Annotated in this window: 27 protein-coding genes and 1 pseudogene; all 28 read left to right on the forward strand. The window is 51.2% G+C overall.

The window, feature by feature from the left end; all coding sequences use genetic code 11:
• Window positions 1-1,930 (forward strand): hypothetical protein (locus tag PHR44_03575; GenBank protein MDD4909741.1); only part of this gene is annotated, 1,930 nt, incomplete at its 5' end.
• Window positions 1,931-2,064: 134 nt separating this feature from the next.
• A complete protein-coding gene (gene purB / locus PHR44_03580; GenBank protein MDD4909742.1) occupies window positions 2,065-3,357 on the forward strand; it encodes an adenylosuccinate lyase in 1,293 nt (430 codons plus the stop codon).
• Between the two features lie 2 nt (window positions 3,358-3,359).
• Window positions 3,360-4,064 (forward strand): phosphoribosylaminoimidazolesuccinocarboxamide synthase, encoded by a 705-nt coding sequence (locus PHR44_03585; GenBank protein ID MDD4909743.1) that lies wholly within the window; start codon window positions 3,360-3,362, stop codon window positions 4,062-4,064.
• A gap of 11 nt (window positions 4,065-4,075) precedes the next feature.
• Entirely contained in the window at window positions 4,076-6,955 is a 2,880-nt protein-coding gene (gene purL, locus PHR44_03590; GenBank protein ID MDD4909744.1) for a phosphoribosylformylglycinamidine synthase subunit PurL, read from the forward strand.
• A gap of 1 nt (window position 6,956) precedes the next feature.
• Window positions 6,957-7,607 (forward strand): TIGR00730 family Rossman fold protein, encoded by a 651-nt coding sequence (locus PHR44_03595; GenBank protein ID MDD4909745.1) that lies wholly within the window; start codon window positions 6,957-6,959, stop codon window positions 7,605-7,607.
• Window positions 7,604-8,398, forward strand: coding sequence for a phosphoribosylformylglycinamidine synthase I (purQ, locus tag PHR44_03600; protein ID MDD4909746.1), 795 nt, complete (start codon window positions 7,604-7,606; stop codon window positions 8,396-8,398). Before PHR44_03595 ends, purQ begins: the two co-directional genes overlap by 4 nt.
• Window positions 8,373-9,779: an amidophosphoribosyltransferase gene (gene purF, locus PHR44_03605; protein MDD4909747.1), complete on the forward strand. Its 1,407-nt coding sequence runs from the start codon at window positions 8,373-8,375 to the stop codon at window positions 9,777-9,779. The genes purQ and purF overlap by 26 nt, the downstream gene beginning before the upstream one ends.
• Window positions 9,779-10,768, forward strand: a complete 990-nt coding sequence (gene purM / locus PHR44_03610; GenBank protein MDD4909748.1) for a phosphoribosylformylglycinamidine cyclo-ligase — start codon at window positions 9,779-9,781, stop codon at window positions 10,766-10,768. Before purF ends, purM begins: the two co-directional genes overlap by 1 nt.
• Window positions 10,769-11,086, forward strand: a complete 318-nt coding sequence (locus tag PHR44_03615) for a cupin domain-containing protein (GenBank protein ID MDD4909749.1) — start codon at window positions 10,769-10,771, stop codon at window positions 11,084-11,086.
• A 2-nt stretch (window positions 11,087-11,088) separates the two neighbouring features.
• Complete coding sequence (gene purD / locus PHR44_03620; GenBank protein ID MDD4909750.1) at window positions 11,089-12,372, forward strand: phosphoribosylamine--glycine ligase; 1,284 nt, start codon at window positions 11,089-11,091, stop codon at window positions 12,370-12,372.
• Entirely contained in the window at window positions 12,372-12,857 is a 486-nt protein-coding gene (purE, locus tag PHR44_03625; protein MDD4909751.1) for a 5-(carboxyamino)imidazole ribonucleotide mutase, read from the forward strand. The genes purD and purE overlap by 1 nt, the downstream gene beginning before the upstream one ends.
• Entirely contained in the window at window positions 12,854-13,912 is a 1,059-nt protein-coding gene (locus tag PHR44_03630) for an L-threonylcarbamoyladenylate synthase (protein ID MDD4909752.1), read from the forward strand. The genes purE and PHR44_03630 overlap by 4 nt, the downstream gene beginning before the upstream one ends.
• Entirely contained in the window at window positions 13,909-14,367 is a 459-nt protein-coding gene (gene rpiB / locus PHR44_03635; protein MDD4909753.1) for a ribose 5-phosphate isomerase B, read from the forward strand. The genes PHR44_03630 and rpiB overlap by 4 nt, the downstream gene beginning before the upstream one ends.
• Window positions 14,364-15,611 carry a serine hydroxymethyltransferase gene (locus PHR44_03640; GenBank protein MDD4909754.1) on the forward strand — a complete coding sequence of 416 codons (1,248 nt, stop codon included), beginning with the start codon at window positions 14,364-14,366 and terminating at the stop codon, window positions 15,609-15,611. Before rpiB ends, PHR44_03640 begins: the two co-directional genes overlap by 4 nt.
• Complete coding sequence (locus PHR44_03645) at window positions 15,608-16,057, forward strand: cytidine/deoxycytidylate deaminase family protein (protein ID MDD4909755.1); 450 nt, start codon at window positions 15,608-15,610, stop codon at window positions 16,055-16,057. Before PHR44_03640 ends, PHR44_03645 begins: the two co-directional genes overlap by 4 nt.
• The gene (gene nrdR, locus PHR44_03650) at window positions 16,054-16,527 is read left to right on the forward strand and encodes a transcriptional regulator NrdR (GenBank protein MDD4909756.1); all 474 of its coding nucleotides are present in this window, start codon (window positions 16,054-16,056) and stop codon (window positions 16,525-16,527) included. The genes PHR44_03645 and nrdR overlap by 4 nt, the downstream gene beginning before the upstream one ends.
• 4 nt (window positions 16,528-16,531) lie before the next feature.
• The gene (locus PHR44_03655) at window positions 16,532-16,936 is read left to right on the forward strand and encodes a bifunctional nuclease family protein (protein MDD4909757.1); all 405 of its coding nucleotides are present in this window, start codon (window positions 16,532-16,534) and stop codon (window positions 16,934-16,936) included.
• 17 nt (window positions 16,937-16,953) lie between these two features.
• A complete protein-coding gene (locus PHR44_03660) occupies window positions 16,954-18,402 on the forward strand; it encodes an HD domain-containing protein (GenBank protein ID MDD4909758.1) in 1,449 nt (482 codons plus the stop codon).
• A complete protein-coding gene (locus PHR44_03665) occupies window positions 18,399-19,187 on the forward strand; it encodes an inositol monophosphatase family protein (protein ID MDD4909759.1) in 789 nt (262 codons plus the stop codon). The genes PHR44_03660 and PHR44_03665 overlap by 4 nt, the downstream gene beginning before the upstream one ends.
• A gap of 12 nt (window positions 19,188-19,199) precedes the next feature.
• Window positions 19,200-19,589: pseudogene (locus tag PHR44_03670) on the forward strand (macro domain-containing protein).
• A gap of 135 nt (window positions 19,590-19,724) precedes the next feature.
• Window positions 19,725-20,150, forward strand: a complete 426-nt coding sequence (locus PHR44_03675) for an NUDIX hydrolase (GenBank protein MDD4909760.1) — start codon at window positions 19,725-19,727, stop codon at window positions 20,148-20,150.
• Window positions 20,143-20,511: a diacylglycerol kinase family protein gene (locus tag PHR44_03680; GenBank protein ID MDD4909761.1), complete on the forward strand. Its 369-nt coding sequence runs from the start codon at window positions 20,143-20,145 to the stop codon at window positions 20,509-20,511. The genes PHR44_03675 and PHR44_03680 overlap by 8 nt, the downstream gene beginning before the upstream one ends.
• A gap of 13 nt (window positions 20,512-20,524) precedes the next feature.
• Window positions 20,525-21,256, forward strand: a complete 732-nt coding sequence (locus PHR44_03685) for a PilZ domain-containing protein (GenBank protein ID MDD4909762.1) — start codon at window positions 20,525-20,527, stop codon at window positions 21,254-21,256.
• A gap of 14 nt (window positions 21,257-21,270) precedes the next feature.
• Window positions 21,271-22,311 (forward strand): chorismate synthase, encoded by a 1,041-nt coding sequence (locus PHR44_03690; GenBank protein MDD4909763.1) that lies wholly within the window; start codon window positions 21,271-21,273, stop codon window positions 22,309-22,311.
• Between the two features lie 9 nt (window positions 22,312-22,320).
• Window positions 22,321-22,917 carry an RNA polymerase sigma factor gene (locus tag PHR44_03695; protein MDD4909764.1) on the forward strand — a complete coding sequence of 199 codons (597 nt, stop codon included), beginning with the start codon at window positions 22,321-22,323 and terminating at the stop codon, window positions 22,915-22,917.
• A gap of 40 nt (window positions 22,918-22,957) precedes the next feature.
• Window positions 22,958-23,392 carry a zf-HC2 domain-containing protein gene (locus PHR44_03700; protein MDD4909765.1) on the forward strand — a complete coding sequence of 145 codons (435 nt, stop codon included), beginning with the start codon at window positions 22,958-22,960 and terminating at the stop codon, window positions 23,390-23,392.
• Window positions 23,389-23,721, forward strand: a complete 333-nt coding sequence (locus tag PHR44_03705) for a PilZ domain-containing protein (GenBank protein MDD4909766.1) — start codon at window positions 23,389-23,391, stop codon at window positions 23,719-23,721. Before PHR44_03700 ends, PHR44_03705 begins: the two co-directional genes overlap by 4 nt.
• Window positions 23,722-23,739: 18 nt before the next feature.
• On the forward strand, window positions 23,740-24,198 hold the full coding sequence (locus PHR44_03710; protein ID MDD4909767.1) for a hypothetical protein: 459 nt from the start codon (window positions 23,740-23,742) through the stop codon (window positions 24,196-24,198).
• The last annotated feature ends 153 nt before the right edge of the window (window positions 24,199-24,351 follow it).

Raw genomic sequence — 24,351 nt, forward strand, 5'->3', positions numbered from 1 at the left:
TATCGCAGATAATGATACCGGGTTGCAGATCATAGACGTCTCCGATCCCGCGGCCCCTGCCCTGGTCGGAAGTCTTAATACATCTGGCGGGACGCGAGCTGTTTCCATAGCGGGCAACTATGCCTATATCGCAGATAATGATACCGGGTTGCAGATCATAGACGTCTCCGATCCCGCGGCCCCTGCCCTGGTCGGAAGTCTTAATACATCTGGCGGGACGCGAGCTGTTTCCATAGCGGGCAACTATGCCTATGCTGTAAGTAATGATGCCAGTTTGCATGTCATAGACATTTCCGATCCCGCGGTGCCGGTCCTATTGGCTCATTCCGATGAATGCAGCCTTGCTGTAGGGATTTGCCTTCTCGGGAATTATCTCTATATTGCCGATGAAGAGTCTAGTTTGCATATATATGATGTCTCCCAGCCGTTTAAACTTAGTGTCAGTCCCATATCCAGATATTGGAGGATTAAATTAGGTCTTACGGATGCGTACGGAAATGCATCTTATGCAACCAGGACTGTATGGACAGTTCCTTATAACAACGCTCCATCCATAGAAGGCATCGATATTTCTAGAGAATCAGGGAATTTGGCAAACTCAGTCGGTAGATTGCATATCTCAGGTTGCTTTGCTTCCCGTATTTATACCTTAGGAACTTATGCTTACTTGATAGGCTCTCGGGAGGGAGTTCTGAAGGTCGTAGACGTCTCCGATCCCGCGGCCCCTGCCCTGGTCGGAAGCCTTGATACATCTAGTTATGCATACGACGTCTACGTTTCCGGGAATTACGCCTACCTTGCAGGTTCTAATGCGGGTTTACAGATCATAGACGTCTCCGATCCCGCGGCCCCTGCCCTGGTCGGGCGTCTTGATACATCCGGTTTTGCAAGAGGCGTCCATGTTTCCGGGAATTACGCCTATATCGCAAATGATAAAGCAGGATTACATATCGTAGACGTCTCCGATCCCACAGCTCCGACACTGGTCGGAAGCATTGAATTAAACGGCACCTCCAAAACCGTCTGTGTTTCCGGGAATTACGCCTACGTCGCCTGTTGGTCAGGAGGACTGCAGATCATTGATGTTTCCAATCCCGCGTCTCCGGTCTTAGTTGGAAGTTTTGATACCAGTTGTGATTTTGTCGACGTTTCCGGGAATTATGCCTATATTGCAAATGACTGTGTTGGCTTACAGATAGTAGATGTTTCCAATCCCGCGTCTCCGGTCTTAGTTGGAAGTCTTGATGAATATCCAGCTTTTAAGGTCCGCGTTTCCGGCAAATACGCATATGTTGTGAATACCTATGATGAATTGCTGATTATCGATATCTCTGACCCCGCGGCCCCTGCTTTATTTAGAAAATTAGGTGCGATGTTGGATATCAGAGATGTTTTTGTTTCGGGTGATTATATATATGTTACCAATAATGAGTTTTATACTTTTTATAGTTATAGTTTAAGTATTGTAGAAGGCAGGGAGGAGCAGCCCAGTTTAATAGCCCGCGCCGTTGGCGCCGCAGACCCTGATATATATACTACCTGGGATAGCATGTTGGAATACAGATGGGATTTTGATAACGACAATGTATGGGATACGGGATTCTTAAACGAGGATTCTATAGTCCTGCCCTACCATGCCAGCGCCGTTGCCTGTGAGGTCAGGGACAGGTTTAGCGCAACGGCTAAAGCCGAGGCCTCTATTATGGGTGACGTTAACGGTGACGGCAGAATAACCAGAGCGGATATAAGAAAGATGCATGCCGCAATGAAAGGATCGGTTACCCTTAGCGAAGAAGAGTTCAGGCGCGCCGATGTTTACCCTAACCCCGGCACGGAGGGGCGCGTCAGGGGCGACGGGAAGATCACGAAGCACGATACCTGGAGATTATACAGGTACATCTTTGGGCATATTTTAAACAGCAACCTGTAAATAAAAACAGGTAGATATTTTTCTGCTTCCCGCCATTTTATCTTTCCACCATAGATTTTTTTCCTTTCTGCCTATTGCAGAGCCGTTGTTTTTCTGCTATAATTAACCCTTCTGGACAGGATAGGAGGGTTAAGATGATACAGAGATATTCACTTCCCGAAATGAGCAAGGTCTGGGAGGACGAGTCCAAGTTCTCCAAAATGCTCCAAATAGAAATACTCACCTGCGAGGCCCTTTCTAAACTCAAGAAGATCCCCGCCGCCGCGGTCTCCAATATCAAGCGCAAAGCAAAGTTTAACATCAAGCAAATACAGAGGTTAGAAGAGAAGACCCACCACGATATCGTGGCGTTCGTGAACAACGTCTCGCGATACATCGGCAGGGACGCGCAATATTTCCATATGGGCATCACCTCATCCGACCTTCTGGATACGGCGCTGGCGCTGCAGATGAGGGAGGCAGCCGACATATTGATCGATGGTTTGAGCGTCCTGTTGCGGGAACTGAAGAAGAAGGCAAAGAAATATAAGGATACGCCTTGCATGGGCAGGTCGCACGGCGTACACGCTGAGCCGACCACATTCGGCCTGAAGATGGCGCTTGCCTATGATGAGATGCGGCGCAATCTTGAGCGGCTGCAATGGGCGAAATACGAGATCTCCGTGGGCAAGATTTCGGGGGCTGTAGGCACCTATTCCAACATAGACCCGCGCGTTGAGCAATACGTCTGCCGTAAGCTCAATATCAGGCCGGCGGCGATCTCCACCCAGGTGATCCAGAGGGATATTCACGCGGTATTCGTTAACGTGCTTGCCTTGATAGGCGCTTCCCTTGAGAAGATGGCTTTGGAGTTCCGGCATTTGCAGCGCACAGAGGTGCTTGAGGTTGAGGAGCCGTTCGCTTCCGGGCAGAAGGGTTCATCCGCCATGCCGCACAAAAGAAATCCGGTAATATGCGAGAGGATATGCGGACTGGCGCGCCTGCTGCGGGCAAACGCGCACGCTGCCTTTGAGGATGTGGCCCTGTGGCATGAGCGGGACATCAGCCATTCTTCCGTTGAGCGCGTCATTTTACCCGACTCAACATTGGCTCTGGATTATATGCTGAACAAAATGATCTATGTTGTATCGGGGCTTAATGTATACCCGGAAAATATGATGGCTAACATCGTGAGGTCCAAGGGGCTGTTTTTCTCGCAGAAGATACTGGTCGCTCTTATGAATAAAGGGCTTAACCGCCCCAGGGCATACGACATAGTGCAAAGGGCGGCAATGCAGTGCTGGAAGCGCAGGGTCAGCTTTAAAGAGGTCTTGCTTGAAGATAAGGCCGTGATGAAACATATGTCTTACAAAGAACTGGATGACTGTTTTAAACTGGATGCCTATTTGAAGAACGTAGGCATGATATTCAACCGATTGGGATTATGATCATGGAAAAGCGGAATAAGATCTACGAAGGCAAGGCAAAGATAATTTACGAGACGGATAACCCCGATCTTGTTATCCAATACTTCAAAGACGACGCCACCGCGTTTGACGCCGCGAAAAGAGGCACGATACTTCAGAAAGGCGTATGCAATAATAAGATCTCTACCCGGCTGTTTGAGTATCTTTACGGTAAGGGCATACCCACGCATTTTGAAAAGATGCTTTCAGACAGAGAGATGCTGGTCAAGAAGGTCAGGATCATTCCGCTTGAGGTGACCATGCGCAATATTACAGCCGGCGGCATGAGCAAATTACTGGGCATAGAAGAGGGCATCACGCTGGAGAGCCCCGTTTTTGAGTATCATTATAAGAACGATTCTTTGCATGATCCTTTAATAAACGATTACCACGCGATAGCGCTTAAGCTGGCTACCGCTGATGAGTTGAATACGATTAAGGCGTTGTCTTTTAAGATAAACGAGTACCTCAAAATTTTCTTTTCCGAAAGGGGCCTGGATCTGGTTGACTTTAAGCTTGAATTCGGCAGGCACAAGGGGACGGTGATCTTAGCCGACGAGATCTCACCCGATACCTGCCGCCTATGGGAGAAGGGCACGGGGCGCAAGCTCGATAAAGACAGATTCCGCCGCGATTTGGGCAGCGTTGAAGAGGCCTACCAGGAAGTTTTGAATAAGGTCCTGCAATAAATCACAAAAGTATGGTCTATAGGGTTGAGGTCAAAGAAAGGCAGGGGGTCTTTGATGCCGTAGGAGAAGGCATCAAAAAGGATATCCTTGATCTGGGGATAAATTCTGTCTCAGAAGTCAGGTTTATCAGGGTATATTATATTGAGAGCGGACTCAAAGAGGATAAGATCAGGCATATCGCGGAGGAGCTGCTTATTGACCCGGTGATAGAAGCATATTCCTTATCCGCGGCGGCCGATGAGGGATACCAGGCAATAGAAGTGGCGTATAACGCCGGCGTGATGGATCCGGCTGAGGAGTCCGCTCTTAAGGCGGTTAAGGATCTGGGTATTGAAGGCGTAAGGCGTATAGCGGGCGCAAAAAAATACTTGCTCAAGGGAGATCCAAGCGGGCAGGAGATCAGGGCCATTTGCGAAAAACTGCTCTACAATAAATTGATACAGCATATTGTAAAGGGGGATGCCGCCTCATACATAACTACCCATTCGGCAGAATATAGATTTCAATTAAACACCGTAGATCTGCTGGGCGCTGGGCCAAAGCGGCTTAAGCAGATAAGCAAAGAAGGGCAGTTGTTCCTTAATCTCAACGAGATGAAGGAGATCAAGAAGTATTTCGCGAAACTCGGCCGCAACCCCACTGACTGCGAATTGGAGACACTGGCGCAGACCTGGTCTGAGCACTGCGGGCATAAGACATTCCGCGGCAAGATCCTTTATAAGAAAGACGGCAAGACAACCAGGATCAACAATCTGCTTAAATCAACGATAATGAAGGTAACCAGGGAATTGAACAAGCCCTGGTGCGTTTCGGTATTCAAAGATAACGCCGGCATTATAAAATTTGACGATAATTACAATGTATGTTTTAAGGTAGAGACGCATAATCATCCGTCGGCGCTTGAGCCGTTCGGCGGGGCGAATACCGGCATAGGCGGCGTGATCCGCGATATCTTAGGCACGGGGCTGGGGGCTAAACCGGTCCTGAATACGGATGTATTCTGTTTCGGGCCTCCCGATACTTCTCAAGATAATGTGCCGGAGGGCGTACTCCACCCCAAGAGGGTGGCTAAGGGCGTGGTCGCCGGAGTAAGGGATTACGGCAATAAAATGGGGATACCCACGGTGAACGGCGCGGTATTGTTTGACGACGCCTACATCGGCAATCCTCTGGTTTATTGCGGCACCGCGGGAATTATGCCCAAAGGCAGGTCATTTAAGCAGACAAAGAAAGGCGATCTGATCGTCGTTGCCGGAGGCAGGACAGGCCGCGACGGGATACACGGAGCGACATTTTCTTCAGGCGAACTCACCTCTGAGTCAGAGACGGTTTCTTCGGGCGCCGTGCAGATCGGCAATCCCATACAGGAAAAAAAACTGCTTGATACGATACTCAAGGCGCGCGACGCCGGGCTCTACAATGCTATCACCGATTGCGGCGCCGGCGGGCTGTCCAGCGCGGTGGGAGAGATGGGCGTTGATCTGGGGGCGCGCGTTGACCTGGAAAAGGCGCCTTTGAAATACAAAGGGCTTTCCTACGCGGAGATCTGGATCTCCGAGGCGCAGGAGAGAATGGTGCTGGCAGTGCCGAAGGAGAAAATAGAGAAACTGCTTGAGGTATTCAAGTCCGAGAATGTTGAGGCGACCCGCATAGGTGAATTCACAGGGACCGGCCGGCTGGAGTTATTCTACGATAAAAATAAGGTCTGTGACCTGGATATGGATTTTTTACATAACGGCCTGCCTCAGATCGAGAAAAAGGCGGTCAGCGTGAGAAGAACGCATAAAGAGCCGGCATTGCCAAAGGATAAGGACTTAACGCCGTACTTATTTAAACTGCTCTCGCATTATAATATCTGTTCTAAAGAGTGGATCATCAGGCAGTATGACCATGAGGTCCAGGGCGGTTCAGTAGTTAAGCCCCTGACCGGAATTCTAAACGATGGGCCTTCTGACGCGGCAGTGGTAAGGCCGCTTCTGGATTCACGCAAAGGGCTGATAATATCCTGCGGCATAAACTACAGGTTCGGCAGGATCGACCCCTATTGGATGGCCGCTTCTTGTATTGACGAGGCGCTGAGGCAGGTTATTTCTGTGGGCGGTTCTCTTGACAGGGTGGCATTGCTGGATAACTTCTGCGCCGGAAATCCGGATAAGCCCGACAGGCTAGGCGGACTGGTTGAGGCAGCCAGAGGCTGCTACAGGGCTGCCAGGGATTTCGGAGTCCCTTTCGTATCCGGCAAAGACAGCTTGAATAACGAATACCGCGTAGGCGATAGATCAATTGCCATTCCCTGCACCTTGCTGATATCCGCGATGGCGGTAATGGAGGACGTATCCGACGCTGTTACGATGAGCGCGAAACAGGCAGGCGACCTCATATACATTGCCGGCAATACCCGCGACGAATTAGGCGGTTCGCATTTTTATGATATCCTGGGGTCTCTCGGCAACAACGTTCCCAAGGTCAACGCGAAGGCCGCGAAAAAAACAATGGATGCCTTGAGCAGGGCGGCGCGGAAAAAGCTGGTCCGGGCGATACATGACTGTTCTGAAGGCGGGATCGCCGTATGCGCTGCCGAAATGGCGTTTGCCGGCGGCCTGGGAATGGATATATTCCTGGCAGAGGTCCCTTACTCAGCGCAAAATCCCAAATATAAGAATTACGATGCGGCAATAATGTTTTCCGAGTCCAATTCCCGCTTTTTGGTAGAGGTGCCGAAACAGGAACAGAAGGAATTTGAAAGGACTATGAAGGGCCTGCCGCTGGGGCTTATCGGCTGTGTCTGTGATAATAACAAATTTAACATATACGGGCTGGATAATAAGGTATGCGCGTCTGCCAAGGCGCGGCATTTAAAAGATGCCTGGCAGAAACCTATGAGGTGGTAACATGAAAAAAGATGACTTCAGGGACGATTTCACCAAAGAGGACCCTTGGCGGGTTTTCAGGATCATGTCTGAGTTCGTTGAGGGCTTTGAGGTGCTCTCTGGCATCGGCAAGGCAGTATCCATTTTCGGCTCATCAAGGCTGAGCCGTCAGGATAAATATTATAAAGTAACGGAGGAGATCGCCTATTCTCTCGCCAGGGAAGGTTATGCTGTAATTACAGGAGGCGGCCCCGGGCTTATGGAGGCGGCAAACAAGGGAGCGGCCAGGGCAAAAGGCAGGTCAATCGGGCTGAACATCCAGATCCCGTCGGAACAGAAAGCCAACCCTTACGTGAAGACCCTGCTTGATTTTCATTATTTTTTCGTGCGCAAGGTCATGTTCGTCAAATACGCCAAGGCATACGTGGTCATGCCCGGAGGCTTCGGCACTCTTGACGAACTTTTTGAATCGCTTAATCTGATACAGACAGAGCGCATCCAGAGATTTCCCGTAGTGCTTGTGGGTAAGGTCTATTGGAAGGAGCTGGTGGCCTGGATAAAACAGACGGCGGTACAGAGAGGGTGCGTGCCTGAGCAAGACCTTCGCATATTCACAGTGGTGGATGAGCCGAAAGAGGTGGTCTCAGCCATCCGGAAATTCTACCGTAAATGAAGAACAGGGTAAAAGTCATTGTCCTGCGCAGCGCGGGGACAAATTGTGATAAAGAAACGGCCTTTGCCTTTAAGTCGGCCGGGGCCGAAGCGGAACTTGTGCATATAAACGAGTTGTGCTCGGGGAAAAAGAGTTTATCGTCTTATCAGATACTCGCCATACCCGGAGGTTTCTCCTACGGCGATGATCTGGGGGCGGGCAAGATCCTTTCCGTTGAATTGAAGCACAGTTTGCGCGATGACCTGCGCGGGTTTATTGCCGGCGGCAAGTTGATAATAGGCATATGCAATGGATTTCAGGTATTGGCCAGGGCGGGGCTTTTGCCGGGAAACGGAGATTTTACCCAGGAGGCGACTTTGATGCTGAATACGTCGGGAAAATTTGAAGATAGATGGACGTATTTAAAAAGTAGAAATGATACGCTTTGTGTGTGGACGAGAAATCTGCCGGAGATCATTTATCTTCCCGTCGCTCACGGCGAGGGCAATTTCCAGGTAAAGGATAAGGCGGCGCTGGAAAGGATTAAGGGGAACGGCCAGGTTGTTTTTCAGTATTGCACGGAATACGGCAACCCGGCAGGTTACCCTTATAATCCAAACGGTTCAGTCGACAATATCGCCGGTATTTGCGACAAAACAGGCAGGATACTGGGGCTTATGCCCCATCCTGAAAGGCACGTTCAGAAAACTCAAGGCCCCAGATGGGCTTCTATGAAAGAGCCGTTTGGGCCGGAGGGAATCCAGATCTTTAAAAACGGAGTAGAATATGCGAAGAAAAACTTATTATCCTAAGGAATACTGCGGGCTTTTCGGGGTGCACGGAAATAAGTACGCGAGTTATCTGACTTATTCCGGGCTCTACGCCTTGCAGCACAGGGGCGAGGAGTCGGCAGGCATTGTTTCCTATAACGGGAGATCAATGAAGTTCCACAAGGGCATGGGCCTGGTTTCCGACGTGTTCAATGCCGAATCGCTGAAGCGGCTCTGCGGCAGAATGGCAATAGGGCACGTGCGCTATTCCACTACCGGCTCGAGCCTGGTGAAGAACGCCCAGCCGCTGGTGATCGATTACCTCAAGGGCTCCATAGCCATCGCGCATAACGGCAACCTCGTGAACGCGGCGGAATTAAGGTCAGAGCTGGAAAAGGCCGGTTCCATATTCCAGAGCACCACCGACTCCGAGATCATAGTCCATCTTATGGCAAAGTCAAAACAGCGCTCCACAGAAGAGCGGCTGCGTTACGCGCTCAAGAGGGTCAAAGGCGCCTACTCCTTGCTGCTGATGGATGACAGGCAGATCATCGGCGTAAGGGACCCCCATGGATTCAGGCCTTTATGCCTGGGAAAACTTAATGGGGCATGGTGCCTGGCTTCGGAGACCTGCGCCTTTGACCTTATCGGAGCAAAGTTCGTAAGAGAAATTGAGCCGGGTGAAATAGTGTTTTTAACCAAGCGCGGCGTGCGCTCTGTGCATCCGCCTGAGCTGAAAGTGCGCGCTAAAGCGATGTGCATATTTGAGCATATTTATTTTGCCAGGCCCGATTCCATGGTTTTCGGCGAGACAGTGCACAGGGTAAGACGGCGCTTAGGCGAGCAGTTAGCGCTGGAGCATCCGGCTGTGGCGGATATCGTAGTGCCCGTGCCTGACTCAGGCACATCCGCGGCATTGGGCTTCAGCGAGAAGTCAAGGATACCTCTTGAATGGGGCATTATCAGGAACCACTACGTAGGCAGGACATTTATCCAGCCCAAGCAGGAGATAAGGGACCTGAACGTCAAGATCAAATTCAATATCCTCAAGGACGTGGTCAAGGGCAGGCGCATAGTAGTTGTGGATGATTCCATAGTCAGGGGCACGACGTCGCGCAAGCGCGTAAAGAATCTAAGGCAGGCAGGCGCCAAGCAGGTGCACCTGAGGATCTCCTGCCCGCCCCATATACATCCCTGTTTTTATGGGATCGATTTTCCCAGGTCATCGGAGCTGCTGGCGCGCAAGATGAGCTTAAAGAGGATCAAAAGGTTTTTAGGGGTGGACAGCGTGGGCTATCTGAGCTTGAAGGGGTTGTTGAAGTCGGTCTGCCTGCCCAAGCAGAACTACTGTGTTGCCTGTTTTACCGGGAAATATCCCATCAAGGTCAAAAAGGCGGATAAATATATGCTGGAGAACTGCTGATGGACTACAAAAAGTCAGGGGTGGATATAACCAGGGCAGGTATTTTTAAGGCGAAGATAAAGCCGCTGGTGAGAAGGTCCTTCAACAAGGACGTGCTCAGGGATATCGGCGGGTTCGGGAGTTTTTTCAGGTTACCCAAAGGCCTCTACGCGGATCCCATCCTGGTATCTTCTTCGGACGGCGTGGGCACCAAGTTAAAACTCGCCGTCCTTGCCGGAAAACACGATACAGTCGGCATTGACGCGGTGGCGATGAACGTAAATGATATTCTGTGCGTCGGGGCGCGGCCTTTGTTTTTTCTGGATTACATCGCTTACAGCAAAGTTGGGGCGGGCGTGCTTGTGGACGTAGTCAAGGGCATAACCGAAGGTTGTATCCAGGCGGGCTGTGCTCTTGTGGGCGGCGAGACCGCGCAGATGCCCGGGATGTACAAGGCAGGCGATTACGACCTTGCCGGTTTTTGCGTAGGCGTGGTTGAGCGTAAAAGTATTATTGACGGCGCGAAGATCAGTCCGGGCGATACTGTCATTGGCTTAGAATCAAGCGGTATTCATTCTAACGGATATTCCCTGGTAAGAAAGGCCCTTTCGCGGGGCGATCTGAGAAAATACAGCAAAGAATTACTTGAACCCACGCGCATATATGTCAAGCCCGTGTTATCGTTATTGAAATATCAAAGCATCAGAGGCATTGCCCATATCACCGGCGGGGCGTTTTACGATAAGATCGCGCGGATTTTACCCGATAATGTGAATGTCAGGATTTATAAGGATTCCTGGCAGGTATCCAGGATATTCCGGCTTATTCAGAGTAAGGGCGATATTGAAGACAGAGAGATGTATCATACCTTTAATATGGGCATAGGTATGGTTTTGGTTGTCGCGCCCGGCGCGGCAAAGAAGACGATCTCAAAACTGGCGCAGTCAAAGCTTAAGTCCTGTGTCATCGGAGAGGTCGTCAGGGGCAAAGGGAAAGTAGAGATTGTATAGATGGAATTCACTGGTAAGGTAGTTGATTTATCGGGATTGCTTGATTATCAGGATTCCGCGGTGGTAAGCAGGGAGATCATCAAGAAGGACGCGGGCACGGTCACCCTGTTTGCCTTTGACAAGGGCCAGGGGCTAAGCGAACACACCGCGCCCTTTGACGCGCTGGTCTACATAGTTGACGGCTCGGCAGAAGTAATGATTTCCGGCAGGCCGAATAAACTGAAGGCAGGTCAGATGATCATTATGCCGGCGAACAAACCGCACGCCTTAAAGGCGATAGAAAGATTTAAAATGCTGTTGGTCATGGTCAGGAAATAAATATGAAGATCCTCGTCATCGGTTCAGGCGGCAGGGAACACGCGTTGGTTTGGAAGATCGCCCAGTCAAAGTTGGTGAGCAAGATCTTTTGCGCGCCGGGTAACGGCGGGATCAGTCAACAGGCAGAGTGCGTAGATATAAAGGCGGATGACATCGCGAAGTTATTAGATTTCGCGCGCAGGGAAAAAATTGACTTGACCGTTGTGGGGCCTGAAGCGCCGCTTGCCGCGGGGATCGTTGACGAATTCACCAATTATAAATTAAGGATTTTCGGGCCGCAGAAAATGGCCGCGCGGTTAGAGGCAAGCAAGGTCTTTGCCAAGGAATTAATGGCAAAATATAAGGTGCCGACCGCGGATTTTGATATCTTTGAGGACGCGGACGCTGCCAGGAAATACATTGATAAGATCGGTGCGCCTTGTGTGATAAAGGCAGACGGACTGGCTCAGGGAAAAGGCGTGGTAGTAGCTAAAACCGCTGATGAGGCAAAAAAGGCGGTCAGCGCGATGATGCAGGAAAAGATATTCGGCGCTGCCGGCAAGAGGATAATCATTGAGGAGTGCCTGCAAGGTCAGGAGGCCTCCATACTTGTTTTCACGGATTCAAAAGAAGTCATCGCGCTGGCTTCAGCGCAGGACCACAAACGGGTCTTTGACAACGATGAGGGCCCGAATACCGGCGGGATGGGGGCTTATTCTCCGGCGCCGGTAGTCACCGCGCCGTTGTTCAAAGAGATCCTGGAAAAGGTAGTTTACCGCACCATAGACGGCCTGGTAAAAGAAGGCATAACCTATAAAGGTGTCTTGTACGCCGGTATTATGCTGACCAAAGAGGGCCCTAAAACTTTAGAGTTTAACGCGCGTTTCGGCGATCCCGAGACACAGGCGATCTTGCCGCGTTTACAATCCGATCTGGTAGAGGTGATGCTTGCGGTAAGCGAGCAGAAACTTTCCCGCCTGAAAATACTGGATTGGGACAGCCGCGCCTGCGTCTGCGTTGTCCTGGCCTCAGGCGGCTATCCGGGTAATTATGAAAAAGGCAGGGAGATCAGCGGGCTTGATGAGGCGGCTAAGGTTAAAGACGCGGTAGTGTTTCACGCCGGCACCAGGAAGGACAAGGACAGATTTTATACAAACGGCGGAAGGGTCATGGGCGTCACCGGGTTGGGGGAGGATATCAAAACAGCAATTGAACATACATATAGCGCGGTTGAGAAGATCAGTTTTGAAGGCATGCATTATAGAAAAGATATAGGGTGGAGAGCGGTTAAAGGAGGGCAACATTAATGGCGAGTAAAGTCAGTGTCATAATGGGCAGCGCGTCTGATTTAAGCGTTGTTAAGGCATGCACGGATATGCTCAAGGAGTTCGGTATAAGTTTTGAATTAAAGGTGTTGTCCGCGCACCGCACTCCGAAGGAGTTAGAGAAGTATACGCGTAGCGCGGAAGGCCGCGGCATCAAACTGTTTATCGCGGCCGCGGGCGGTTCCGCGGCGCTTGCCGGAGTTATCGCTTCTTTCACCACGCTTCCGGTCATCGGCATCCCCATCCCTACCAAAGCCCTTAAAGGATTGGATTCTTTGCTTTCCACCGTGCAGATGCCAAAGGGCGTTCCGGTGGCATCAATGGCGATAGGCGAGGCAGGGGCTGGTAACGCCGGCATATTGGCCGCGCAGATCCTGGGTTTAAGCGATAAAAAGATAAAACAGAAACTAACCAGGCATAAGAAAAATATGGCGGCAAAGGTGCTGAAGATAAAAGTCAGATTATGATTGAAACAGCATACGTAAGGATAAACGATGTTGTCCCGGACAGGAGCGTAATGCTTGACGCCGTAAAAGCGCTTAAAAAAGGCGGCATCGTTGCCTTTCCCACTGAAACCGTATATGGCCTGGCGGCAGACAGCCGCAATAAAAAGGCGATAAGGCGGCTTTACGAGATAAAACAGAGGCCTGACTCAAAGCCGTTTTCCCTGCTCGTCGGCAGCAAGGACAGCGTGGATAAGTTTTCAAAATCCCCGCCGATGGCTGTTTACAAGCTTATGGCTAAATTCTGGCCGGGCCCGCTGACGATAGTCATGCCTTCCGGGAATTCAAAGGTGGGCTTGAGGATGCCGGACAACGTGGTCGCCTTGATGCTTATCAGCGAATCAGGCCTGGAGCTTGCCGCGCCGTCCGCGAATATCGCGGATAAAGCGCCTTGCCTTAGCGCCGACGAAGTGATGGAGCAGTTTAGCGGCAAGATAGATATAGTTTTAGACGGGGGAGAGGCCAAATTAGGCAGGGAGTCCACGGTTGTTGAAGTTGACGCCGCCAACAGCGTGACTGTTTTGCGGGAAGGCGCCATTAAGGCGGAGGATGCCGTCAAGGCGGCCAGGACCAAGACAGTGCTTTTGGTCTGTACAGGCAATACCTGCCGTTCTGTGATGGCGGAAGGCCTGCTTAAACAAAAGACAAAGGACAGGCTGTCTGTTGAAGTCGTCTCTGCCGGGATTTCAGCGCTTTCAGGCATGCCTGCTACGGCCGAGACGCTTTCGCTGTTGAGCAAGGAAGGTATTGATATGTCCGGCCACAAGTCAAGGCGCGTTAGTATGGATATGCTTAAAAGCGCGGACCTCATACTCGTTATGGAGCGCATCCATAAGGAACGCATAAAGGAAATGGCGCCGGAAATAGAAAATAAAGTGTTTTTATTGAAAGAATTTGCTAAAATAAAGGACGGCAACAGCGATATCAAAGATCCCATAGGCGGATCCATAGACACATATATGAATATTTTTTATATAATCAAGGATACAATAGAAAGGATAAGCAAAACAATACTATGAAGATAGTCATAGGCGCCGACCACGGCGGGTTTAAGTTGAAGGAGGAGCTCCTGCGTTTCCTGAAGAAGAAGGGCATCGAGGTTTCTGATTTCGGCACGTATTCCGAGGAATCCTGCGATTATCCCGAGATCTCATACAGAGTTGCCAGGGCCGTGTCTAAAAAGCAATACAACAGAGGTATCTTGATCTGTAAAAGCGGCATAGGCAATTCCATCGTCGCCAACAAGGTGCGGGGCGTGAGGGCGGCATTGGCCTATAATTTGAAGGCGGCAGAATTTTCCCGCCGGCACAATGACGCCAACGTGCTGGTGCTGGGGGCGTCGTTTGTCACCGGCGATACGGCAAAAAAGATAGTAGATGCCTGGTTGAATACGGAGTTTGAAGGCGGCAGGCACAGCCGCCGCGTCAGGCAGATATCGGCTATAGAGAAAAAAATTGACAGGAGGGTTGAGTGAAACACCACATACAGTCAGTTGACCCGGAGATTTACAAGGCGATAACCAGCGAGATCGAGCGCGAGGAGAAGACCATAGAACTCATCGCTTCGGAGAATTTCGCGCCTTTGGCAGTGCTTGAGGCGCAGGGTTCCGTGATGACCAATAAGTACGCCGAGGGCTATCCTGCCAGCCGCTGGTACGGCGGATGCGAGTTCGTTGACGACGCGGAGCGCCTTGCCATTGAGCGCGCCAAGGAGCTTTTCGGCGCGGAGCACGCCAACGTGCAGGCGCATTCGGGAACGCAGGCGAATATGGCGGTGTATTTTGCCGCGCTTGAGGTGGGAGATACGGTCATGGCTATGGACCTTGCCTGCGGAGGCCACCTTTCCCACGGCCACCCGCACAATTTTTCCGGCAGGTTCTACAAGATCATTCCCTACGGCGTAAACAGGGAAACAGAGCGCATTGATATGGATGAGATCCGCCTCCTTGCCAGGAGGCACAGGCCCAAGATGATACTGGTGGGCGCCTCCGCCTATTCGCGCGTATTTGACTTTAAGGAATTCAGGGACATATGTGATTCGGTTGGGGCGTATCTTTTTGTGGATATGGCTCATATTGCCGGCCTCATCGCGGCGGGGGTCCATCCCAGCCCGTTTCCCTATGCTGATTTCGTAACTACTACCACGCATAAGACACTGCGCGGGCCCAGAGGCGGCGTTGTGTTCTGCCGCGGCCAGTTTGCCAAAAAAATTGACGGCTATGTATTTCCCGGCATACAGGGAGGGCCGCTTATGCACGTTATAGCGGCCAAGGCGATCGCCTTTAAACTCGCGGCGACGGAGGAATTCAAGGCATACCAGCGCCAGGTGGCAAAGAACGCCAAGGCGCTTGCCGAAGCAATGGCCTCTTTCGGCTACCGGCTGGTGTCGGGCGGTACCGATAATCATCTTGCGCTCGTGGATCTGACGCCCAGGAAGGTATGCGGCAGGGACGCGCAGGTGGCGCTTGAGAAGGCCGGTATCACAGTGAATAAGAACCTCATACCTTATGACCGGTTAAGCCCCATGCTTACCAGCGGAATACGGCTGGGAGCTCCCGCGGTCACTACCAGGGGAATGAAGGAAAATGAAATGAAACAGATCGTTTCATTGATAAACGAAGCGATCCTGGCGAGGAGCGACGACGGTAAATTGGAGGATATCCGCGGAAGGGCATACGCCTTGACCGCCAGGTTCCCGATCTACCCCGAATTAAAATGAAAGACAACCGCCCCGGATGGGATGAATACTTTATCGGTATTGCCAAGCTTGTGGCAAAGCGCTCTACGTGCCTGCGCAGGCAGGTGGGGGCTTTGATCGTCAAGGACAGGAGAATACTTGCCACCGGCTACAACGGCACACCCTCAGGCATCAAGCATTGTTTTGAAGCCGGCTGCCTCAGGGAGAAACTCAAGATACCTTCCGGCGAGCGCCATGAACTCTGCCGCGGGCTGCACGCCGAACAAAACGCGCTGCTTCAGGCCGCGCTCTACGGCATAAGCGTCAAGGACTCATCGTTCTACATAACCAACCAGCCCTGCATCATCTGCGCCAAGATGCTTATAAACGCCGGAGTGAAAGAGGTCGTTATCTCCGACGGTTATCCGGATAAGATGTCGGCGGAATTCCTCAAAGAGGCGGGGATAAGAGTCAGAAAGAAGAAGTGAAGTGCCCTTTTTGCCATTATAGAGAAAGCAGTGTAGTTGATTCGCGCCCTACATCAGCCAACGCCGGGATCAGGCGCAGGCGCCAGTGCCTGAAATGCTCAAAGCGGTTCACCACTTACGAATACAACGAGGAGCTTCCCATGATGGTGGTGAAGAAAGACGGCCGGCGCCAGGCATTTGACAGAAAGAAGATCCTGAACGGCATAGTAAAGGCCTGCGAGAAAAGGCAGGTAAGTGTAAAGAAGATGGAGCAGATAGTAGCCGGCATAGAGCGGCATATCCATAAGAAGTTTGACCGCGAAGTCGGTTCTACCTACATAGGCGAGAAGGTAATGGAGCATTTGGCCGCGCTTGACGATGTGGCCTACGTGCGCTTTGCCTCAGTGTACAGGCAGTTTAAGGACGTCAACCAATTCATGAAAGAGCTGAAAGACATGTTCAACAAGGGAAAGAAGAAGGCGCGGAGATGATCATATGATTGAAGTAGGGTTAAACAAGATAATAATAGACGAGAAAAGGCACGATCAGGTCATCGTGCTCAAAGAGAAGAAGGGCGAGCGGCTGCTGCCTATCGTCATAGGGTCCACGGAGGCATCCGCCATAAAGATGGAGGTAAGCGGTTTTACCCCGCCGCGGCCGTTGACGCACGATCTGCTGTTAAACACCATTACCGAACTTGATTCCCGCATAGATTATGTCCTTATAGACAAGCTGGAGCAGAGCACATACCACGCCAAGCTCTACCTGAAATATGACGGCAGGCAGAAGGTCGTGGATGCCAGGCCGTCGGACAGCATCGCCCTGGCAGTGCGCGCCAGGGCGCCGATCTTTGTGGAAGAGGATATATTTAAGCAGTCTAACCCGCTGAAGGAAAAATAGGCGTTTTCCCGCCGCGTATGCTTAGCACTTCACTAATAAAGAGCGACCCCCTCATAAAAAAGCTTATTCAGTATATTTCCCGGCAAAAAAGGCGGCCCGGGCTCTACATTGTGGGCGGTTTCCTCAGGGACATATTCCTCAAGCGCCGCAAAGACGTGGTGGATATTGACTTCGCGGTCGGCAGGAATGCCGTCGCCTTTGCCCGCGGCTTTGCCCGCCAGATCAAGGCGGGATTTGTGGTGCTGGATAAGGCGCGCGGCTGCGCCAGGGTCGTATACAAGACAAAGCAAATGCACTATACCCTTGATTTTACCGATTTTCGCGGCAGGGACCTGAAGGATGATATGCTCCATCGCGACTTTACCATCAACGCCCTTGCCCTGGATGTGGCGCGGCTTAAGGCAGGCAGGCGGCTTGAGGACTGCGTAATTGATTTTCACGGCGGGCTCAAAGACATCAAGCTGAAAAAAATAAGGGCGGCATCAGAGTCATCTTTTAAAGATGATCCCTTGAGGGTATTAAGGGCGTTCAGCGCGAAGGCGATGTTCGGATTCAATATAGATAAACAGACCTTGAGATCAGCGCTGAAAAGCAAAGAGAAATTAAGGGGCGTTTCTTATGAGCGTATAAGAGACGAGTTGTTCAAGATATTTGAAAGCGAGAACGCCTGCAAAACCATAAAAGAACTGGATGATCTGAAGATACTTTATGTTGTCCTGCCTCAGTTAAGGGTCATGCGCGGGGTTGACCAGGGGCCGTATCACCATCTTGACGTCTGGGGGCATTCGTTGGAGGCGCTTAAACAGTTTGAGGCGCTGCTTAAGGAGATTAAACGCGACAAGAAGATAGGCCCATATCTCGGCACTATCCTCTCTCCCACAAGGAGCCGGCTGGGTTTATTAAAGTTTGCCTGCCTTCTGCATGACATAGGCAAACCGGAAAGCCGCGTGCGCAGGGAAGGTAAGATCATATTCCACGGCCACGAGCGCTGCGCCCTGAAGATAGTCCGCGGGATCACGGAGATGTTGAAACTTTCGCAGGACGAGTATTACGCGTTGAAGAAGATCGTCTTCTGGCATTTACGCCCCGGATACCTCGCGGATATAGAAACGCTCAGCGAGCGGGCAAGGTTCCGTTTCTTCAGGGATACGGCAGAGGAGGCGGTAAGCGTGCTTTTGCTCGCGATCGCCGACCAGCGCGCGACAAGAGGGCCGCTTACGGCGGGCGAGGACCGCAGGCATCACGAGAAGGTCTGCCTTGAGCTCGCGCGCGAGTTCTTCATCCGTAAGGGCCGGGAAAAGATCGTGCGGTTGATAGACGGAAATGACCTGATAAAGATATTAAAACTTACGCCTTCCCCGATTTTCAGTAAGATCCTGGACGAAGTAGAAGAGGCGCAGGCGGCCGGAGAGATAACAACAAAGAAACAGGCGCTGGCGCTGGCGCGTTCATTAGCTAAGATATGAAAGATATAAGTTATTTAGGCACAGCTGTGCGGGCCGCGAGGCGGGCCGGCGTGATCCACAAAAAATACTTCCAGAAAGGGTTTAGGGTGCGGACGAAGTCCTCGTCCTTTGACCTTCTGACCAATGCCGATACAGAGGCGGAGAAGGCGGTTGTCTCGTTGATAAAAAGCCGTTTTCCCGAACATAACTTTCTTGCCGAAGAATACCGTTATAAAAAGACCGGTTCGGAATATACCTGGATCATTGACCCGCTTGACGGCACAAATAACTTTGCCTGCGGACTGCCGATCTTTTGCGCTTCGGTCGCGCTGGCGCGTAAAGATAAGGTGATAGCCGGCGCTATTTACGACGTAACGCGCGATGAGCTGTTTTACGCCGAGAAGGGCAAAGGCGCGTTTCTTAACGCGAAGCCCATCAGGGTCAATTCAGCGGCTACCCTAAGGCAGGCCATGCTCATAACCGGATTCTATTACGACAGAGGCAGGGAAATGGTTAAGAGCCTGGAGACCATCAAGCGCTTCTTGTTTCGGCGGATCCTGGGGCTGCGCCGTCTGGGCGCCGCGGCGCTGGATCTTTGTTATGTGGCCTCAGGCCGGGCAGCGGGTTTCTGGGAGTTTGAGTTAAGCCCCTGGGATTTTGCCGCGGGCAAGCTGATCGTTGAGGAGGCAGGAGGCAGGGTCACAGGAAAAAACGGCGAGGGGGTACCGCTTGACAGGAAGCATTTTATCGTGTCTTCAAACGGAAAGATACACAGGCAGATGCTTGCGGTAATAAAGGAAAGATAGTATAATATCATAATGGATATCAAGGGCTGTGAAATAAAGATCATTCAAGGGGATATAACCGCGCAGAAGGTTGACGCGATAGTCAACGCCGCCAACAATAAGCTGGTCATGGGCGGCGGCGTGGCGGGCGCGATAAAGCGCAAAGGCGGCAAAGAGATAGAGGATGAAGCTGTCAAAAAAGGCCCCATAGCCATAGGTGAGGCAGTCGCGACTAAGGCGGGCAAACTCAGCGCGAAGTTTGTGATACACGCCGTGACCATGGGAATGGACTTCCAGACCGACGAGAAAAAGATACGGCTTTCCTGCCGGAACGCGCTGCGGGCCGCCGAGGAATTAAAAGTAAAGTCCCTTGCCTTTCCCGCGCTTGGCTGCGGAGTGGGGGGATTTTCTCTTGTTGCCGCGGCTAAGATAATGTCTCAGGAAGTGTTGAGGCATCTAAGATACAGCGATTCGCGGCTTAAAGAGATCGTGTTCGCGCTTTATGATAAGGAGGGTTTTGAAATATTTGACAAGCACGTAAACGGTTATTTAGATTATATGCTCAATAAATTAGGCAACGGCCCTTATGTCACCGTGGACGCCTTAATAGAGATGCCTGACAACAGGATAGTTTTAATTGAGCGCCAAAATCCGCCGTTCGGCTGGGCAATACCCGGCGGGTTTGTGGATTACGGCGAGAGTTTAGAGGACGCGGCCAGGCGCGAGGCAGAAGAGGAGACCGGTTTAAGGATCACGGGGCTGAAGCAATTCCATACTTATTCAGAACCGAAGAGGGACCCGCGTTTCCACACTATAGGCACGGTATATATTGCTAAAGCCGAAGGCAGCATCAAGGCAGGTGATGACGCGGCAAAGGCGGCGGCATTTACGCCGGATGAGGCGATGAAGCTGGATCTTGCCTTTGACCATAAGGACATCCTGCGGGATTATTTAGAGTATAAGAATAGGGGGGCAGGTGTCTAGCAGGAATTTCCTGGAGAGTTTTAAATATGCCTTTGACGGGCTGGGCTTTGCCATCCGCACAGAGACGCATATACGCATCCATATAGCGTTCGCCTGCTTCGCGGTTTTGTTCGCCGTATTGCTCAAAGTCGCCCGGATAGAATTCCTGTTTATTTGCGTATCCATAGCGCTGGTATTCGTGGCGGAGATAGTAAACACCGCCTTTGAGATCCTTATAGATTTCCTTAAGGGCCAGAAAAAAAGCGTTTCAATAAGGGTGCTGAAGGATATTGCAGCTGCCGGCGTTCTCGTCGCCAGTATCAATTCTCTTATCGTCGCCTGTTTTATCCTGGCGCCCAAGTTCATCAAGCTGTTCGCCTAAAGAAAGGGAGCAAATGGAGATCACGGTCCAGTATAAAGGCAATATAGTGGTCCTGTCCGTCTCAGGGGAGATCGATATAAACGCTTCAGAGTTGGTGGAGAGGGTCGGCTGGTGCATCAGGAGCGGTTTCAAGGATATACTCTGCAATTTTGAGGAAGTGAATTTTGTGGATTACGAGGGCCTGTCCGTATTGACCATTGCCTATAAGAACGTGATAAATAATAAATGCAGGATCAAGTTTGTGAACGTCCCCGTCTATATAAGGCGGCTTTTTGAACTGGTGCATATGGACAGCGTATTTGAGGTATACGATAACATGGAACTGGCATTGAACGCGTTTAAGGAAGACAGGGCCATAGCCGAGATACAGAGCAAGAAACTGAGGAGGAGGTTCAGGCGGCTGCACTTTGAGCAGACAGTGGAATACTGGCCCGGACAGGCGGGCGGCAAGCCGCATAAGGGCAAGATCCTGAATTTGAGCGCCATAGGCGCTTTGATATTCTGCGACAAGATATATCCGTTAGGCGAGATCATTACTTTGAAGTTTGGCCTTGGGCCGCACATGTCAAAGACAGAACTTGAGGCCAGGGTCGTCTGGCATGTATCCAGGGAGCTGCAGCATGAGATCTATCCGGGCATGGGTGTTGAATTCTATAAAATTGATTCTGAGATTCAGGCAAAGATAGTCGCTTTTGTAGAGAGGAACCTGGCGTTGGACAAAGACGCCTCCGGCTCTACCGCGTAAACAAGGAGGATGTTATGCTGCGTTTTCTTACCGCTGGAGAATCGCACGGAAGGTGCCTCGCGGCGATCCTGGAAGGCATTCCCGCGGGGTTAAAGATCAACGCCTACGAGATAAATACCGAGCTGCAGCGCAGGCAGGAGGGTTATGGCAGGGGTAAACGCATGCAGATCGAGCAGGATTCGGCCTTGATACTTTCCGGTTTAAGGCGGGGGGTCACTATCGGCTCTCCCATTTGCCTGATGATCAAAAACACCGACTCCAGGATAAACGAGCTTCCCGACGTTGTCTCTCCCAGGCCGGGTCACGCGGACCTGGCCGGAGTGCTGAAATACGGATTTCAGGACGCGCGGCCTGTGCTTGAACGCGCCTCTGCCAGAGAGACGGCGGCCAGGACCGCGGTAGGCGCTTTGTGCAAATTGTTCCTGCGCGAGTTTGATATCAATATCAGCAGCCGGGTTATTGAGGTTGGCGGGGAGTCAGACAAGGACAAGATGAAGAAACGCGTAGATGCCGCCGTAAAGAAACGGGATACGGTGGGAGGCGTATTTGAAGTAAAGGCGATAGGGCTGCCTCCGGGCCTGGGCAGTTACGCGCATTTTGACAAGCGGCTTGACGGACGGCTGTCGGCCGCGCTTATGTCCATACCCGGAGTTAAGTCGGTGGAGATAGGTTTGGGCCTGGGCTACGCGGATAAGTTCGGCTCTGAAGCGCACGACGCGATCTTTTACTCGCGGAAAAAGGGTTTCTATAGAAAGACCAATAACGCCGGCGGCCTTGAGGGCGGCATGACTAACGGGGAGCCGTTGATCTTACGGTGCTGTATGAAACCGATATCTACCCTGTTCAATCCGCTGCCTTCCGTGGATTTGAATACGCGCAAGCCCAAAAAAGCGGCGATCGAGCGTTCCGACACCTGCGTGGTATTGTCCGCCGGAGTTGTAGGAGAGGCGGTCTCTGCCACAGAACTTGCCGGGGTATTGCTGGAGAAGTTCGGCGGCGACTCGCTTTCCGACATAAAGGACAGTTATAAAAATTATTTGAAGCGGATCTCTTAAACAAACCAAATGCTCTCCGGATTAATTGAACGCTGTATTGCCAAAGACAGGGAGGCCTGGCTTGAGTTCATACGGCGTTTTCAGGACACGGTAACCGTCAGTATTAAGGCAAAGTTATCCCGCCACGGTTTTAGTTTTAGCGAAGAAGACATAAAAGACATATCGCAATCAGTATTTATTGATATCTGGCAGAAGGAAAAACTCCTGCAGGTCAGGGACAGGAACAGGGTGCGGGGCTGGCTTTCTGTGGTGAGCCAGAACGCCGGTATAGATTTTATGCGCAGGAATTCCGCGAGAAGCAGGATTTATTCCCTGCTTGATGATTCTGAGGGGCCGGCATTATCGGAAGGGCTGCCGGATGCCTCCCATAATCCGGCAGATATGATGGAGATCAAGGATTTGCAGCATGAGGTCAGCCGGTTTATCTCTCATCTTCCTGAAAAGCACAGGATCGTATTGTCGTTATGCCTTTTGCACAACCAGACGCACAGGGAGATCGCGGCCATACTTAATATAAGGAACGCGTCGGTATCGTCCATAATCGCCAGGGCGAAGAAGCGGCTTAGAAAGGTTCTTGAAGAAAAGGGCTATTCCGGGTGCAAGTAAAACGCGTTTTTTTGCGTCTATATAAGTGAGGGCATAAGTTATGGAAAGGATAGACGAATTATTAAGCAGGTCGTTAAAGAGCAATATGCGCGAGAGCGCCCTGAACAGATGCAATGAATGCCCCTCAGACGCGGACCTGGGCCTGTATGCGGAGGGGGGATTAAGCAGAAAGAGGCGCGCAGAGCTTGAGGCGCACATTGCCGCGTGCCTTTATTGTCAGGATATGCTTGTAGTCGCAAATAAGGCAATAGGCGGAAGGCGCCAGGGCCTGCTGCGTATGTTGGCAGGGCGCAAGTGGCTGGCGGGCTGCCTTTTGTGTTTCGCGCTTTCCTTTTTTATTCCCAGGTATTTTATGCAGTTTCTTATCGCCGCTTTGATCCTGGGGATCCGGTGGGCGACAGAAGGGGCAAAGAACGTTGTTATGGTATATAAAGAGCTCCAGCGATCCAGAAACAGGGAAGGGATAAGAAAATGAAGGAACGCAGATTTGTCAGGTTAAGGATCAATATGGACGTATCTTACCGCAAATTGTTTGATTTTGATGAGGACTGCCCCAAGACCTGCGATGTTTCGGAAGACGGCCTCTGTTTGAACCTGCCGGAACGTCTTTCCATTGACAGGCACATTGAGCTTGCATTGCGTGTCCCTGATGAGGAGCCGATCACGGTGCGGGGCAGGGTGGTCTGGACGCGCGGCGACGAGCCGCAGAAGAGTTTTCTGACTGGCCTGCAGTTTGTGGAGATATCCGAAGAGGCGAGAGAGCGCCTTAAGGCCTATGCCCACGCCAATTGCGTAAAGGGCTGATCTAACGGAGGGCTATAAATGAAGCGCTGTCTGATAATCGCTCTTTTATTGTTAATTGCCTTGCCGGCCTTTGCTTATGATTTAGATGATTTGTCTTCCCGTAATCTGGTTCTCCAGGCATGGAAAGCGCTGGCTAACAGGGAGTATGGCGTAGTCCATTACGCGGCTGACAAGTGCATTGAATTGTATTCAAAGGAGGCGGACAAGCAGCAGCGCCAGCTTCGCGATTTTGCCCCTAAGAATAAGGCATTTGACTATTGGGCGCTCAACGACGTTGCCACGGCTTATTTTATTAAGGGCGAGGCATATGCGGCTGAAGAGAAATACGCAGAGGCAAAAAAGGCATTCAGGACTGTTGCCCGCCGTTATAAATTCGCCCAATGCTGGGACCCTCAGGGTTGGTTCTGGGAGGTGTCAGATGGGGCAAGGGAAAGGATAAAGCAGATAGAGGATTTTGAAGGAGGGGTATTTAACTAAAAAAGAGATATTTTTTGCAAGTAAAACTCGCTTTTTTACGTCATATATAGTAGAGGCCCAAAGCCCCTACTTTTTTGTTGACATATATAGGTAAGGGGAGAATGTGTTGACAGCAACGTAACTCTGTGTTAGAATTGCGGTTCAGATGATTTC

Source organism: Candidatus Omnitrophota bacterium, from assembly GCA_028707125.1.
GTDB lineage: Bacteria > Omnitrophota > Gorgyraeia > Gygaellales > JAQTUX01 > JAQTUX01.